General features: G+C 60.5%; 17 protein-coding genes. 11 read left to right on the forward strand and 6 right to left on the reverse strand.

Features of this window, described 5'->3' with window-relative positions:
• Positions 1-70: 70 nt before the first annotated feature.
• Positions 71-655: a DUF6436 domain-containing protein gene (locus CEC48_RS01945; protein WP_088422184.1), complete on the reverse strand. Its 585-nt coding sequence runs from the start codon at positions 653-655 to the stop codon at positions 71-73.
• Positions 656-766: 111 nt separating this feature from the next.
• On the opposite strand from CEC48_RS01945, the gene CEC48_RS01950 reads away from it, so the two are divergent.
• Positions 767-1708: an alpha/beta hydrolase gene (locus CEC48_RS01950; RefSeq protein ID WP_088422185.1), complete on the forward strand. Its 942-nt coding sequence runs from the start codon at positions 767-769 to the stop codon at positions 1706-1708.
• Positions 1709-1812: 104 nt separating this feature from the next.
• Here the strand turns inward: CEC48_RS01950 and CEC48_RS01955 are convergent, their stop codons facing one another.
• A complete protein-coding gene (locus CEC48_RS01955; protein WP_088422186.1) occupies positions 1813-2565 on the reverse strand; it encodes a DUF2059 domain-containing protein in 753 nt (250 codons plus the stop codon).
• Between the two features lie 131 nt (positions 2566-2696).
• Between CEC48_RS01955 and CEC48_RS01960 the strand changes: the two genes are divergently transcribed.
• Positions 2697-3329 (forward strand): 2OG-Fe(II) oxygenase, encoded by a 633-nt coding sequence (locus tag CEC48_RS01960; RefSeq protein ID WP_088422187.1) that lies wholly within the window; start codon positions 2697-2699, stop codon positions 3327-3329.
• A gap of 2 nt (positions 3330-3331) precedes the next feature.
• Entirely contained in the window at positions 3332-3826 is a 495-nt protein-coding gene (locus tag CEC48_RS01965) for a DUF523 domain-containing protein (RefSeq protein WP_088422229.1), read from the forward strand.
• Positions 3827-3935: 109 nt separating this feature from the next.
• Here the strand turns inward: CEC48_RS01965 and CEC48_RS01970 are convergent, their stop codons facing one another.
• Positions 3936-4715: a transporter substrate-binding domain-containing protein gene (locus tag CEC48_RS01970; RefSeq protein ID WP_088422188.1), complete on the reverse strand. Its 780-nt coding sequence runs from the start codon at positions 4713-4715 to the stop codon at positions 3936-3938.
• Positions 4716-4849: 134 nt separating this feature from the next.
• Here CEC48_RS01970 and CEC48_RS01975 point away from each other — a divergent pair, with 134 nt between their 5' ends.
• Complete coding sequence (locus CEC48_RS01975; protein ID WP_088422189.1) at positions 4850-5290, forward strand: DUF4399 domain-containing protein; 441 nt, start codon at positions 4850-4852, stop codon at positions 5288-5290.
• A gap of 62 nt (positions 5291-5352) precedes the next feature.
• Here the strand turns inward: CEC48_RS01975 and serA are convergent, their stop codons facing one another.
• Complete coding sequence (serA, locus tag CEC48_RS01980) at positions 5353-6582, reverse strand: phosphoglycerate dehydrogenase (RefSeq protein WP_088422190.1); 1230 nt, start codon at positions 6580-6582, stop codon at positions 5353-5355.
• A gap of 204 nt (positions 6583-6786) precedes the next feature.
• Between serA and CEC48_RS01990 the strand changes: the two genes are divergently transcribed.
• The 4 genes from CEC48_RS01990 to CEC48_RS02005 all read left to right on the forward strand — a co-directional run bounded on the left by CEC48_RS01990 (position 6787) and on the right by CEC48_RS02005 (position 11076).
• Positions 6787-8181: an FAD-binding oxidoreductase gene (locus tag CEC48_RS01990; protein ID WP_088422191.1), complete on the forward strand. Its 1395-nt coding sequence runs from the start codon at positions 6787-6789 to the stop codon at positions 8179-8181.
• A gap of 22 nt (positions 8182-8203) precedes the next feature.
• Positions 8204-8869 (forward strand): fumarylacetoacetate hydrolase family protein, encoded by a 666-nt coding sequence (locus tag CEC48_RS01995; RefSeq protein ID WP_010167806.1) that lies wholly within the window; start codon positions 8204-8206, stop codon positions 8867-8869.
• Between the two features lie 244 nt (positions 8870-9113).
• Positions 9114-10043, forward strand: coding sequence for an SdiA-regulated domain-containing protein (locus CEC48_RS02000; RefSeq protein ID WP_088422192.1), 930 nt, complete (start codon positions 9114-9116; stop codon positions 10041-10043).
• A gap of 118 nt (positions 10044-10161) precedes the next feature.
• Positions 10162-11076 (forward strand): SdiA-regulated domain-containing protein, encoded by a 915-nt coding sequence (locus CEC48_RS02005; RefSeq protein WP_088422193.1) that lies wholly within the window; start codon positions 10162-10164, stop codon positions 11074-11076.
• Between the two features lie 36 nt (positions 11077-11112).
• Here CEC48_RS02005 and rpiA read toward each other — a convergent pair whose 3' ends face one another.
• Positions 11113-11784: a ribose-5-phosphate isomerase RpiA gene (gene rpiA, locus CEC48_RS02010; protein ID WP_008438935.1), complete on the reverse strand. Its 672-nt coding sequence runs from the start codon at positions 11782-11784 to the stop codon at positions 11113-11115.
• Between the two features lie 136 nt (positions 11785-11920).
• On the opposite strand from rpiA, the gene ilvA reads away from it, so the two are divergent.
• Positions 11921-13435 carry a threonine ammonia-lyase, biosynthetic gene (gene ilvA, locus CEC48_RS02015; protein WP_088422194.1) on the forward strand — a complete coding sequence of 505 codons (1515 nt, stop codon included), beginning with the start codon at positions 11921-11923 and terminating at the stop codon, positions 13433-13435.
• A 40-nt stretch (positions 13436-13475) separates the two neighbouring features.
• Positions 13476-13889, forward strand: coding sequence for a DUF2269 family protein (locus CEC48_RS02020; protein ID WP_088422195.1), 414 nt, complete (start codon positions 13476-13478; stop codon positions 13887-13889).
• A 112-nt stretch (positions 13890-14001) separates the two neighbouring features.
• Here CEC48_RS02020 and CEC48_RS02025 read toward each other — a convergent pair whose 3' ends face one another.
• Positions 14002-14658 (reverse strand): HAD family phosphatase, encoded by a 657-nt coding sequence (locus CEC48_RS02025; protein WP_088422196.1) that lies wholly within the window; start codon positions 14656-14658, stop codon positions 14002-14004.
• 143 nt (positions 14659-14801) lie between these two features.
• Between CEC48_RS02025 and CEC48_RS02030 the strand changes: the two genes are divergently transcribed.
• Positions 14802-15281 (forward strand): RNA pyrophosphohydrolase, encoded by a 480-nt coding sequence (locus CEC48_RS02030; RefSeq protein WP_003176750.1) that lies wholly within the window; start codon positions 14802-14804, stop codon positions 15279-15281.
• Position 15282: the final 1 nt, after the last annotated feature.

Here is a 15282-nt window from a genome sequence, read left to right on the forward strand (position 1 = left end):
ATACAGGAGCATGCCGATACAGTTGTTCGAGTTTGCCGAACGAACAGCGTCTGTTCAGCTTGCGCCCGGGTCAGGGTGGAGGGGCTGCGGCGTTCCACTCGCAATAACAGCCTACCGCCAGGGTGTGGGTCGCATTGACCTCGCGCCCGGCTCCGAGGGCTTGCAGGATGGGCTCGATAAAGCTGTTGCTGGAGTTACAGGTCAGCCCTTCGCTGTAGGGCCCGAAATAGGCCAGCTTGCCGCTGCGGTCCCAGATGCCCACGGCGGGGCTGGCCGGCAGGTGTTGGGCGCCGGGCACGGCCTTGAGGGCCTTCATTGCGCCGAGAGTAGCGGGCAACTGGCCGTGGCTGCCGGCTTTCTGCAGGGAATAGAACTCCACGCCTTGGGGAGCGTACTGCTCGATCAGCTCGCCGAGGTGCTGCTGGTTACCGACGTTGCACGGGCAGGCCGGGTCCCAGAAGTGCACCAGCCGGATGGGGCCCGGGCCGGCAAGCTCGGCGGGCAGGCTCAGGGCGTCACCGGAAAACACCGCCGTATGCTCGCTGAACGCCCGCAGGTAACGACCCTGGAACCAGTCATACGCCGCCCATAACACGCCGGCGCAAATGATCACGATCAGGCTGGCGAAGAGGGTGGTGCGGTAGGGCTGTCGCATTTGGATCAATCCTCGGAGGACGCATAGCTTGCCATGCTTGCCCTGACAGATGAATATCGCGGCTCGATATTCATCTGTTCAATGCGTTGAAGCCACAGTCTGGAAGTTCTTATGCCCGTTACGTTTGACCCTGATCATCTACGCGAAAGCTTGCGGCCCCTGGTGGACGCGCAGCCGCTTTCAGCCGAGGCCCGGGTCTACCAGCGCTTCTACGGCCTGGACCTGCCTGCCCGCAAGGTGCCGGCGGTGAGCCGCCTGGGGCGCTTTGCGGTGGACGGGTTCGACGTGGTTTGCCAGGTGTGGTGGCCGCCGCAACCTGTGGCGACGATGTTCCTGTTTCATGGCTTCTACGACCATATGGGCCTGTACCGCAACGCCGTGGATTGGGCGCTGGACCAGGGCTTTGTAGTGATCGCCTGCGACTTGCCGGGCCATGGCCTGTCCAGCGGAGAGCGGGCCAGCATCGATGATTTTGCGGTGTACCAGGACGTGGTGCAGGCGCTGTTTGAACAGGCCAAGGCGCTGCAATTGCCGCAGCCGTGGCACTTGTTCGGGCAAAGCACCGGCGGCGCGATTGTGGTGGATCACCTGCTTAGCCACGGCGCTGACAGCCCGGCGCAGGGCAAGACCTTTTTGCTGTCACCGTTGGTGCGGCCGCGCGCGTGGGGCTGGTCGCAGCTCAGTTATTACCTGCTCCGGCCGTTCGTCAAAGGCATCGCCCGGCGTTTCAGCGATAACACCAACGACCCGCAGTTCAAGCCGTTCCTGGAGGCTGACCCGTTGCAGCCACGGCAACTGCCGACCGCTTGGGTGGGTGCGTTGGCGCGCTGGATCAAACGCATTGAAGCGGCGCCACGCAGTACGCGCAGGCCGTTGATCGTGCAGGGCGAGGAGGACATGACGGTGGACTGGCAGCACAACCTGAAGGTGCTGCGCAGCAAGTTCGACCAGCCGGAGGTCTTGATGCTGCCGCGCGGCAGGCATCATCTGGCGAATGAGATTCCGGAGATTCGGCAGCAATACTTCAGGTTTCTCAGCGACCACCTGAAATAACACAATCGAAATGCGGGAGCGGGCTTGCTCGCGAAAGCGGTGGATCAGTCAACATATCCAGTGACTGACACACCGTCTTCGCGAGCAAGCCCGCTCCCACAGGGTTACTGCGCCAAGTTTGAAGTGCTTTGGCCAACGGCCAAACCGGCGCGAATCGCCGCCAGGGCCGCCTTGTAATACGCCTTGCCGTCTGGCGACTCCGCGAACGTTGCGAACTCTTCCAGCTCCGGGTCGGACAAATCCCGGTAGACGTACAGCAGCGTGTTGTTCAGATCATTGCCAATCTGCTGCATCAACCGTTCACGCTGGCCGTTCAACATGCCTTGCGCCTGACCTCCGCCCAACAGGCCGGGGATCATCTGGCTCAAGCTGTCGGCGGCCACACCGGCGATCGCCAGGCTGACTTCAGCCCCGGCTTCCCGCGCAGGCAGCGCCTGGGCCAAATGCCCGATGATCAAGCTACGGGTGGCGTCGGCTTCGATATGCGGCAAGCCCTGGGCATTCTTCGCCAGTTGATCACGACGGGTGGCCAGCAACTCGGCGGCGACAATCTTGCGGCCAAGGGGCGACTGGAAGAAGGCCAATGCCGGCTTCGGGTCCGCCAAATTCTTGCGCAGCTGCGCTTCGGCGCGCTGGTCTACCGACTGGGGCGCAAAGCGTTTATTGCTGTTGTCCACCAGCGCCTGATACACCGCGGGCGGCAAGCTGTTGCGGTAGCGCTGCTGGGCGGCACTGAGGGCGTCATTAAAATGCGCGCGCTGGTCTGCCCAGCCGGCGACCTTGTACAACTGGTCATGGCTGTCTGCCCAGGCGGGCAAAACGCAGAACATCAGCAAGGAAAAAAACAAACGACGCATATGGACTCCTGTCAGTCGGCCACTATTGTCCGTGTCGGGCGTAGGATTTGTCGAGAAATCCTATCGGTCACCTGACTAAAGTGTATTCAGACGCTCGGCGGCGCTGTCGGATTCACAGGCGTATGGATACTATGCGCGCCATGCCCATACCCTCCGATCACCCGCTGCTGCTACGCATTGTCGATGATCTGGCCGCACAAGGCTGGTCGCAGCAGAATATCTTCCTGCCCGAGGCTCTGACCCTCGAACTTGCGGCTGAGTGCCATAAACGCGCCGCCGAAGGCGAATTGGCACCGGCAGCCGTCGGGCGCGGGCCGTCCCAGGAGATTCGCGAGGGTATTCGGGGTGACCATATCCAGTGGCTGGAGCCGGGTGAAGTGGTCGCCTGCGACAACTATCTGGAATTGATGGACAGCCTGCGGGTGGCGATGAACCGGGGCCTGTTCCTGGGCCTGGAAGACTTCGAAAGCCACTTCGCGCTGTACCCGCCGGGGGCGTTTTACCTCAAGCATGTGGACCGTTTTCGCGATGACGACCGGCGCATGGTGTCGGCGGTGATCTACTTGAACAACGCCTGGCTGCCGGAGCACGGTGGCCAGTTGCGCATGTACCTCAAGGGCGACGTCGAATACGATGTGGTGCCCACCGGTGGTTGCCTGGTGGTGTTTCTGTCGGGGGAAATTCCCCATGAAGTCATGCCCGCCACCCGCGAACGCCTGTCCCTCACCGGCTGGTTTCGCCGGCGGGGTAACGAGCCGTTTTGATGATGCAAAAGATACTGGTCAGCCGCTGCCTGCTGGGGCACCGGGTACGCTACGACGGAGGGGCCAGCGGGCCTTTCGACCAACTGGCCGCGTGGCAGGCCGAAGGTCGGGTGGTTGCCGTGTGCCCGGAAGTGGCGGGTGGTTTGCCGACGCCGCGCCCGTCGGCCGAGATCCCGGGCGGGCAGGGGATTGATGTCTGGGAAGGGCGCGCTCAAGTGCTGACGGCCCAAGGGGAAGATGTCAGCGGAGCCTTCCTCGATGGTGCCCGTCAGGCGTTGGCGTTGGTGCAATGCCACAATATCCGGGTCGCCGTGCTCAAGGCCAACAGCCCGTCTTGCGGCAATCTGCTGACCTATGACGGCACCTTCACCGGCGTGAAGGTGACGGGCGAAGGCGTGACGGCGGCGTTGCTCAAGCGCCATGGGGTGTTGGTGTTCAGTGAACTGGAACTGCCCGAAGCCGCAGTGGCCCTGGCAAAATTATCGAGCCCGACATAGATCAACTGTGGGAGCGGGCTTGCTCGTGAAAGCGGAGTATCAGTCGCCAGATGTTCAAGCTGACCCACCGCATTCGCGAGCAAGCCCGCTCCCACATTGACCGAGTCGTTTATTCGGCCTTGGCCACCGGCTTGCTCGCATCCATCCCGAACCACTTCTCCGACAACGCCGTCAGCCGGCCATCGGCTTTCACTCGTTGCAGGGCCTTGTCCAGGCTGGCCTTGAACGCCGGGTTACCCTTTTGGAATGGAATCGCCAGGCTCAACGTCGGGCCGACGTCTGCACCTCCCTTCACAGGCAACTCGCTGTCACGAATCGCGTAGGGAATCAGCAGCCGGTCACTGATGGCCGCATCGATCTGTTGGTCGGCGACGTCCTTGATCGGCTGCTTGGCATCGGCATAGCTACGCAAATCAATACCCTCGGCGGTGCGCGCCTGCTCCACGAACTGGCTGCCTTGGGCCACGCCCAACGCCTTGCCCTTGAGCGCTGCAAAGCTGCCCAGCGGGCGTTGTTCCTGTTTGCGCACGATCAGCTGTGCGCTGGAGTAGCTGTAGGGCTCGCTGAAGTCGAAACGATCCGCCAGTTCAGGAGTCATAGCGATATGGTTGATCGCCACGTCGTACTTGGCGCTTTCTACGCCCGGCAGCAAATCCGCCGCATCGACAGTGATAAAGGAGGCGCGTACGTCCATTTCCTTGGCCAGCAATTCACCCAGTTCCACTTCAAAACCGGTGAGTTTTTCGCCTTCCTTGAAATTGAACGGTGGGGTGTTGGCTTCCAGAGCGATGCGCAATTCCCCACGGTCAAACACGTCGTCGATCAGTTCGGCATGGGCCAAGGGGCTCACAAGGGGCAGTAAAAGTAACAGGCCAGGCAGCAAACGCATGGTCTCTCCTAAAGAATTCGAATGAGCGACGCGCTGTTCAGGCTCGCTTTGCTATGGTGTTGAGTGCCTTGGACAGCAATTTGTCGCGAAGTTGTCATAACCCTACAGATTTCCCGGAAAAACTGGAGAAGTGAATGAAAGCCTTTTTGACCCGTACAACGCTGGCCAGCCTGCTCTTGGGCGTTTCGATGCTGGCAACCGCCGCCGATGGCATTGCGCGTAGCGCGCCGCCTGAAGGTGCCAAGGTGTTTATCGTGTCGCCGAAAGATGGCGCCACCGTCGATAAAACCTTCACCGTGAAATTCGGCATGGAAGGCCTGAAACTGGCCCCGGCCACCAGCCAGGACCCGGGCACCGGCCACCACCACCTGCTGATCGACCAGAAAGCCCTGCCGGACGCCAGCGTACCGATCCCGGCCACCGACACCGTGATCCACTACGGCAAGGCCCAGACCGAAACCGAGCTGACCCTCGCCCCAGGCAAACACACACTGCAACTGGTAGCCGGCGACAAACTGCACATGCAGTTCAACCCGACTGTAGCGTCTAAAGTCATCACGGTTAACGTCAAGTAAGATTTGTTCAGACAAAAAAAGGGAGACCCGAGGGTCTCCCTTTTTTGTGCACGTTTTAACGATTAGAACAACACGCGGCTACGGATAGTGCCGTTGATGTGTTGCAGCTTCTCTTGCGCCAGGTCCGAGTACTCGGCGTCTACGTCGATAACCACGTAGCCGACTTTCTCGTTGGTCTGCAGGAACTGACCGGAAATGTTGATGCCGTTTTCTGCGAAGACCTTGTTGATCTCCATCATCACGCCAGGGATGTTCTGGTGGATGTGCAGCAGACGGTGCTTGCCAGGGTGAGCCGGCAGGGCCACTTCCGGGAAGTTGACCGAGGACACCGACGTACCGTTGTCGCTGTACTTGACCAGTTTCTCCGACACTTCCAGGCCGATGTTGGCTTGGGCTTCAGCGGTGGAACCGCCGATGTGCGGGGTCAGGATCACGTTGTCCAGGCCACGCAGCGGGCTTTCGAAGATGTCGTCGTTAGAGCGTGGCTCTACCGGGAACACGTCGATGGCGGCGCCGATCAGGTGCTTGTCCTTGATCGCGTCGGCCAGGGCATCCAGCTCGACCACGGTGCCGCGTGCGGCGTTGATCAGGATCCCGCCCTTCTTGATGGCGCGGATTTCCTTCTCGCCGATCATCCACTGGGTCTCAGCGGTTTCCGGTACGTGCAGGGTCACGATGTCGGACATGCCCAACAGCTCGGTCAGGCTGCCCACTTGGGTAGCGTTGCCCAATGGCAGCTTGGTCAGGGTGTCGTAGAAGAACACCTGCATGCCAAGGCCTTCGGCCAGAACCGACAGTTGAGTGCCGATCGAGCCGTAACCGACGATACCCAGCTTCTTGCCGCGGATTTCGAAGGAGTTGGCTGCGCTCTTGATCCAGCCGCCACGGTGGCAGGAAGCGTTCTTCTCAGGAATGCCGCGCAACAACAGGATCGCCTCGGCCAATACCAGCTCGGCTACGGAGCGGGTGTTGGAGTACGGTGCGTTGAACACCGCGATGCCGCGCTCGCGCGCAGCGTTAAGGTCGACCTGGTTGGTGCCGATGCAGAAACAGCCGACAGCCACCAACTTCTTGGCGTGATCGAAGACCTCTTCGGTCAGCTGAGTGCGGGAGCGAATGCCGATAAAGTGCGCGTCGGCGATCTTTTCCTTTAGCTGGGCTTCCGGCAGAGAACTGGTGATGTACTCAATGCTGGTGTACCCGGCGGCCTTCAGGACTTCGACGGCCGATGGGTGGACGCCTTCCAGAAGAAGGAACTTGATCTTGCTCTTATCGAGAGAAGTCTTGCTCATCTGCGTAAACCTGTATCCCGGAGAAAAATGGCAGGGAATCGAGCAGCGCAAGCTGACCCGGACGGCAGGAAAGCCGTCACCGCAGAACGCCCTTGGGCACTATCCTGCGGGGGCGGTATGCTAGCATACGTGCCCCGCTAAACACCCATTCCTGCGACGTGAAGCGTTCTCAGGATGACCATGAATTGTTCGAGAGTTCTGTCGATGACCCATCCTGCCCTGATTGATGAGCTGAAGACCCTGGTTGAGCCTGGCAAGGTCCTGACCGATGCTGACTCCCTTGAGGCTTACGGCAAGGACTGGACCAAGCATTTCGCGCCGGCCCCGGTGGCCATCGTCTTCCCGAAGACCACCGAACAGGTGCAGGCCATTGTCCGTTGGGCCAATGAGCACAAGATGGCGCTGGTGCCGTCCGGTGGCCGTACCGGCCTGTCGGCCGCTGCAGTGGCAGCCAATGGCGAAGTGGTCGTGTCGTTCGACTATATGAACCAGATTCTCGACGTGAACCTCACCGACCGCACCGCCGTGTGCCAGCCGGGCGTGGTCACCAAGCAATTGCAGAACGTCGCCGAAGAAAAAGGCCTGTACTACCCGGTGGACTTCGCCTCGTCCGGTTCCAGCCAGATTGGCGGCAATATCGGCACCAATGCCGGCGGGATCAAGGTCATTCGCTACGGCATGACCCGTAACTGGGTAGCCGGCATGAAAGTCGTCACCGGCAAGGGCGACCTGCTGGAACTGAACAAAGACCTGATCAAGAACGCCACCGGCTACGACATGCGCCAGCTGTTCATCGGCGCTGAAGGCACCCTGGGCTTTGTGGTCGAGGCCACCATGCGCCTGGACCGTGCGCCGAAAAACCTCACGGCCATGGTGCTGGGCACCACCGACTTCGACTCGATCATGCCGGTGCTGCACGCCTTCCAAAGCAAGCTGGACCTGACCGCTTTCGAGTTCTTCTCCGACAAGGCCCTGGCCAAAGTCCTCGGCCGTGGCGACGTGCCGGCGCCGTTCGAATCCGACTGCCCGTGCTACGCGCTGCTGGAATTTGAAGCGACCACCGAAGAAGTGGCCAACGATGCCCTGGCCACGTTCGAGCACTGCGTGGAGCAGGGCTGGGTGCTGGACGGCGTGATGAGCCAGAGCGAAACCCAACTGCACAACCTGTGGAAGCTGCGCGAGTACATCTCCGAGACCATCTCCCACTGGACGCCCTACAAGAACGACATTTCGGTCACCGTGTCGAAAGTGCCGGCATTCCTGAAGGAAATCGACGCGATCGTCGGCGAACACTACCCGGATTTCGAAATCGTCTGGTTCGGTCACATCGGCGACGGCAACCTGCACTTGAACATCCTCAAGCCGGAAACCCTGAGCAAGGACGAGTTCTTCGCCAAGTGCGCCACCGTCAACAAGTGGGTGTTCGAGACTGTGCAGAAGTACAACGGCTCGATCTCGGCCGAACACGGGGTGGGCATGACCAAGCGCGATTACCTGACCTACAGCCGCTCGCCGGTTGAAATTGAATACATGAAGGCAGTGAAAGCGGTGTTCGACCCTAACGGGATCATGAACCCGGGCAAGATTTTCGCTGTTTAACAGTCCCTGAAGGAGTCGGTCCATGAGCTACCAGCACAAGTATGTCGACGGCACCAATATTCACTTTCCGCTAGGGAAAGTGGTGTGCATCGGGCGTAACTACGCCGAACACGCCAAGGAACTGGATAACCCGGTACCTACCGAGCCGCTGCTGTTTATCAAGCCAGGCAGCTGCGTGGTGGCGCTGGAAGGCGGTTTTGCCATCCCTACCGAGCGCGGTTCGGTGCATTACGAAGCGGAAATCGCGGTGTTGATCGGCAAGCCGTTGTCGACCAAGCCGAGCCGCGAAGAAGTGCTGGACGCCATCTCCGGCTTCGCCCCGGCCCTGGACTTGACCCTGCGGGACAAACAGGCCGAGCTGAAAGCCAAGGGCCTGCCGTGGGAAATCGCCAAGTCGTTTGATGGCGCGGCGGTGATTGCACCGTTCGTCGTTGGCAGCACCTTCCCGGACGTGACCGACATCGGCATCCGCCTGACCATCAATGGCGAAGTGCGCCAGGACGGCAACAGCGCGATCATGCTCAACCCGATCATCCCGATGATCCAGTACATGGCCGGCTGCTTCTCGCTGCAGGCCGGGGATGTAATCCTCACTGGCACGCCGGCAGGCGTGGGCCCGCTGAATGTGGGTGATGAGCTGGTGTTGGAACTACCGGGTGTGAGCCGTTTCGAAAGCAGCGTTCGCTAATACCTGGCAACCGCGGTCAAAAATGTGGGAGCGGGCTTGCTCGCGAAGGCGCAGTGTCAGTCACCGAATCTGTCGACTGATACACCGCATTCGCGAGCAAGCCCGCTCCCACATTGTTTTGTGTTTGCCTGGAGATATCGGGTTTTGCATTTTTTTCACACCCCATCCGGATAATCCTCAGCCTCCTGCGCGCGGACCCTCTGATCCTGTGCTATCCCCTAAAGCTGACTTTCTGGAAAGCGAAATGGCCGTGCCTCTCCCATCCGTAAAACCCACGCTGCGTTCACGCTTTGCCATGCGCTGGTATTCCTGGCTGTTCCTGGCCGGCGCGATCATCTATGGCGTGGCCTGGGCGATGCACTGGGACGACCGTGGCTTGCTGTGGGTGGCAGAGCGCTTCGAAACCCCGACCGAGCGCCTGCAAAGCGTCTGGCTGCCGGACTACCACGCGGTGATCGACGCCAAGCTGCTGCCCGGCATGGAGAAGGACGAAGCCTCGGACCTGGCCTATAACCCGCAGACCAAAACCCTGTTTTCGGTCATGGGCAAGAACCCGTTCCTGGTTGAGCTGACCCTGCAAGGCGACGTGCTGCGCAAGATGCCGCTCAACGGCTGGAACAACCCGGAAGGCGTGACCATGATGGAAAACGGTCTGATGGCTGTGGTCGATGAGCGCCAGCACAGCCTGACCATCATCAAGGTCGACCCACAGACCCAGCAATTGAACAAGGCTGACTTCCCGTCCTATGACCTGGGCCCCTCCAAGGACCAGAACAAAGCCTTTGAAGCGGTCACCTGGGACAAGCGCAACCAACAGCTGATCCTCGGCGAAGAGCGCCCACCGGCCCTGTTCACCTGGAAAAGCGACGGCAGCCAGACCCTCACCGGCGACAAGCAAAAGCTCGCCAACACTGAACTGGACATGCGCAACCTCTCGGCACTGACCGTCGACCCACGCACTGGCCATCTGCTGGCGCTGTCGGCCGACTCCCATCTGCTGCTGGAGCTGGACGAAAAAGGCGAGCAGGTCAGCTTCATGACCTTGCTCGGCGGCTTCAATGGCTTGAAGAACACCATTCCCCGTGCCGAAGGCGTGACTATGGACGAGAACGGCACGCTGTACATGGTCAGCGAGCCGAACCTGTTCTATCGCTTCGAGAAGCAGGCTCAGTAGTTCGATTACGTCAGATTTTTCTCTATCTGCGGCATCCGCCAGACACCCGGGGCGTTTAAGTTTAAATTCAGGCGACCGTGATATTCATTCGCCAGTTTTCACTTTGAGCCCCGCCCTGATGCGTCGACTTGCCCGCCCCAAACCTGCGTTTTTCATCCTGGTCCTGCTCGCCCTGGTGGCTTGCGGCGTGGTTGCTCAGCAATTTCGTCTGTTCGAACGTGCGTGGTTCAACTGGCAATCCTGGCGCCATCCTGCTGACGAACGTTCGATTGGCCTAGGGGATTACCAGGTGAACCTGGAAGCGCAGGTGATCGATGGCCTCGACGATGATGTCTCGGCCCTGACCTTTGATCCGGTGCGCAACAGCCTGTTTACCGTCACCAACAAGAATGCCGAGTTGGTCGAGCTGTCCCTGGACGGCAAAATCCTGCGGCGCATTGCGCTGGTGGGCTTTGGTGATGCCGAGGCGGTGGAGTACATCAGCGACAACACCTACGTCATCAGCGATGAGCACCAGCAGCGGCTGATCAAGGTCCATGTGGATGACGACACCCAATTCCTGGATGCTGCGGATGCCGAGCAAATGACCCTCGGCGTACACCTGGGTGGCAACAAGGGTTTCGAAGGCCTGGCCTATGACTCGGTGGGCAAGCGCCTGTTTGTGGCCAAGGAGCGCGATCCGATGCTGATCTACGAGGTCCACGGCTTTCCCCATTTCAAACCGGAAAAAACCTACTCGGTGCACGTGATCAACAACCCCAAGCGCGATGCCGGGTTGTTTGTGCGCGACCTGTCGAGCCTGCAATACGATGAGCGCAGCGGCCATTTGCTGGCGCTGTCGGATGAGTCATTCCTGGTGCTGGAACTGGATATCGACGGTCGCCCCCTGAGCAGTTTGTCGCTGCTCAAGGGGCGCCATGGCCTGAAGCAGCGAGTGCCTCAGGCCGAAGGGATTGCCATGGACAACGACGGCACGTTGTACATGGTCAGTGAGCCCAATCTTTTCTATGTATTCAAAAAAACCAAGTCTTGAGTCTTGTGCAGAACAAATGTGGGAGCGGGCTTTGCATTATGCCTTGAGGGTTTTCACGCCTTCCGGGGTGCCCAGCAGCAGAACGTCAGCCGGGCGGGCTGCGAACAGGCCGTTAGTGACGACGCCGACGATGGCGTTGATCTGACGCTCCAGCTCCACCGGGTTGGTGATCTGCATATTGAACACGTCGATGATGATGTTGCCATTGTCGGTCAGCACGCCTTCGCGGTACACCGGGTCGCCGCCCAGTTTCACCAGCTCGCGGGCCACGTGGCTGCGGGCCATCGGGATCACTTCCACCGGCAGGGGGAAGGCGCCGAGTACCGGCACCAGTTTGCTGGCGTCGGCGATGCAGATGAAGGTCTTGGCCACGGCCGCAACGATCTTCTCGCGGGTCAGGGCTGCGCCGCCGCCCTTGATCAGGTTCAGGTGCGCGTCGCTTTCATCGGCACCGTCGACATAGAACTCCAGGTCGCTGACGGTGTTCAGCTCGTACACCGGAATACCGTGGCCCTTGAGCCGTGCAGCGGTGGCTTCGGAACTGGCGACTGCGCCGTCGAACGCGCCCTTGTGCAAGGCCAGCGCGTCGATAAAGCAGTTGGCGGTGGAGCCGGTGCCGACACCGACGATGCTTTTATCGTCGAGTTTAGGAAGGATTAAATCGACGGCGGCCTGGGCCACTGCCTGTTTGAGTTGATCCTGGGTCATGCGGGCTCCGGAACGGGCGGGGAGTAAAGAGGGGCGCGAGTATAACCCAACAAAACCTCTGTTTTCGTGTGGTCGCCCGGCCAAACGCTGGGTTAGACTCCTTGGCCCTGCCCAACCCGCCCAGTGATGCTTTCCGATGCTTGAACAGTACGTCAAAAAGATCCTCACCTCGCGCGTTTACGACGTTGCCGTAGAAACCCCGCTGCAGACCGCCCGCCAGCTCTCCGAGCGCCTGGGCAACAAGGTCTGGCTCAAGCGCGAAGACTTGCAGCCGGTGTTCTCGTTCAAGATTCGCGGCGCCTACAACAAGCTGACCCAACTGAGTTTGGAGGAGCGTGCGCGCGGCGTGGTCACCGCTTCGGCGGGCAACCACGCCCAGGGCCTGGCCCTGGCGGCCAAGGTGCTGGGGGTCAAGGCCACCATCGTGATGCCCAAGACCACGCCCGAGATCAAGGTCGAAGGCGTGCGCTCCCGTGGCGGCAAAGTGGTGCTGCACGGGGACTCCTTCCCGGAGGCGCTGGCGTATTCGCTGAAGCTGGTCGACGAAAAAGGCTACGTCTACATTCACCCCTACGATGATCCGCACACCATTGCCGGGCAGGGCACCGTGGCGATGGAGATTCTGCGCCAGCACCCGGGGCCGCTGGACGCGATTTTCGTGCCGGTGGGCGGCGGCGGTTTGATCGCCGGTATCGCGGCGTACGTGAAGTACCTGCGGCCTGAGATCAAGATCATCGGCGTCGAGCCAGACGACTCCAACTGCCTGCAAGCCGCCATGGCGGCGGGCGAGCGCGTGGTATTGCCGACCGTGGGCATCTTCGCCGACGGCGTGGCGGTGGCGCAGATCGGCCAGCACACCTTCGACATCTGCAAGGATTACGTGGATGAAGTGATCACCGTCAGCACCGATGAAATCTGCGCGGCGATCAAGGACATCTACGACGACACCCGCTCCATCACAGAACCCGCTGGCGCCCTGGGCGTGGCCGGAATCAAGAAGTACGTCGAGACCCGTGGCATCACCGGGCAAACCCTGGTGGCGATTGATTCCGGGGCCAACGTCAACTTCGACCGCCTGCGCCATGTGGCCGAGCGCGCCGAGCTGGGTGAAGGCCGCGAAGCCATCATCGCCGTGACCATTCCCGAGAAGCCGGGCAGCTTCAAGGCCTTCTGCGAGGCCGTGGGCAAGCGCCAGATCACCGAATTCAACTATCGCTACCACTCCGGCCGTGAGGCGCACATTTTTGTTGGCGTGCAGACCCACCCGGAAAACGACCCGCGCAGCGCGCTGATCGCCAGCCTCACCAGCCAGGGTTTCCCGGTGCTGGACCTGACGGAAAACGAGCTGGCCAAGCTGCACATTCGTCATATGGTCGGTGGCCATGCGGCAAAAGTCAGCGACGAAGTGGTGCTGCGCTTCGAATTCCCGGAGCGTCCGGGGGCGTTGTTCAACTTTCTTAACAAATTGGGCGGGCGCTGGAACATCTCGATGTTCCACTATCGCAACCACGGCGCAGCCGATGGGCGTGTGGTGGCGGGCCTGCAAGTGCCGGCGGACGAGCGCCACCTGGTGCCGGCAGCGCTGGAGGCCATTGGCTACCCGTATTGGGATGAAAGTGATAACCCGGCCTACCAGCTGTTCCTCGGTTGAGCGACTACGCTGACTGAGCGGCCTTCAAGGAATCGAGAACATGGAAACGCTGACCACCCTTAAAGTTATCCACGTCGCGGCCACGGTGTTGCTGCTGCTCAGCGGTGTTGCGCTGGCGGTGCTGGCCTGGCGCAAACGCAGCGCGGGGCCTGCCTATACCGTGCAGCGGCCGTGGGTGTTTGTGTGGCTGTTGATGGGGATTTGCGTGGTGAGCATGCCGTTCACCGGCTGGTGGCTGGCGCATTTGATCGGCTGGCCGCTGGGGCAAACCTGGATTTTGGGCTCGAGTGTGATCTACACCGTGGCGGCGCTGAGCTGGTTCTGGCTGGTGGCGCGGCTTAATCGACTGCGGTTGGGCGGGGCGGGGAGTTTGAACTTCACCGTGGCGCTGGCGGTTGTGAGCCTGGTGGGGTTTGTGGCGATTGCCGGGTTGATGGGGGCCAAACCCGTTTAAGGCTTGAAACCGGGTCGCCTTCATTCGCGAGCAAGCCCGCTCCCACATTCGACTGCATTCCAAAGGTGGAACTCGATCAAATGTGGGAGCGGGCTTGCTCGCGAAAGCTTTATCAGCCGCGCAGGCTAATCACCGGCCAGCCACGCTTCTCGGCCTCAGCCCGCAGATTCGGATCCGGATCCACCGCCACCGCATGCGTCACCTGTTCCAGCAACGGCAGGTCATTCATCGAATCGCTGTAAAAGTAGCTGTCCTCCAGGTTATACCCGGTCTCTTCCAGCCAACGATTCAAGCGCGTCACCTTGCCCTCGCGAAAGCACGGAATATCCGTACTGCGCCCGGTGTAACGGCCACCTTCCATCTCGCATTCCGTCGCAATCAGGGTTTCAACCCCCAGCCGCTCCGCAATCGGGGCCGTCACAAAGCGGTTGGTCGCGGTGATGATCACCAGCTTGTCGCCCGCCGCGCGGTGCGTGGCCAGCAATTCAACCGCCTGGGGCAGCATGATCGGCTCGATGCAGTCGCGCATGTAGTCGCGGTGCCATTCATCCAGCTGGGCCATCTCGGTGCGGCCGAGGATTTCCAGGCAGAAGTTCAGGTATTCGGCGTTATCCAGCGTGCCGGCCAGGTAATCCTGGTAGAACTCGTCGTTGCGGGCCTTGTAGGCCACTGCGTCGAGAATCCCGCGTTCACAGAGGTAATCGCCCCAGGCGTGATCGCTGTCACCCCCCAAAAGCGTGTTGTCCAAGTCGAATAAAGCCAGGCGCATTGCAGTTACTCGCTGAAAAGTCTGTAAAAAGGCGTCCAGAATACGGTCTTTTCACAAGAGTGCACATAAGGTAAGCAGCCTCGTTGCCGCTGTATCAATCTTTGTGGAACAATGCGGTGACATGCGTTTGCGAGGTTGTTGCCGTGATCGACCCCGATGGTTTCCGTCCTAATGTCGGGATTATTCTTACGAATGATGCCGGACAGGTGCTATGGGCTCGCCGTATCAACCAAGATGCCTGGCAGTTTCCTCAAGGCGGGATCAACCCCGACGAAACCCCTGAAGACGCCTTGTACCGCGAGTTGAACGAAGAAGTAGGCCTTGAACGTGAAGATGTGCAAATTCTGGCCTGCACCCGAGGCTGGTTGCGCTATCGTTTGCCGCAACGTCTGGTACGTACCCACAGCCAACCGCTGTGCATCGGCCAGAAACAGAAATGGTTTCTCCTGCGCCTGATCTCCAACGAGCAGCGGGTGCGGATGGATTTGACCGGTAAACCGGAGTTCGATGGCTGGCGCTGGGTCAGTTATTGGTATCCGTTGGGCCAGGTGGTGACATTCAAGCGCGAGGTTTATCGTCGCGCTCTTAAAGAGCTTGCCCCGCGCCTTTTAGCGCGCGACTGAC

Source organism: Pseudomonas sp. K2I15, assembly GCF_002204795.1.
Taxonomy (GTDB): domain Bacteria; phylum Pseudomonadota; class Gammaproteobacteria; order Pseudomonadales; family Pseudomonadaceae; genus Aquipseudomonas.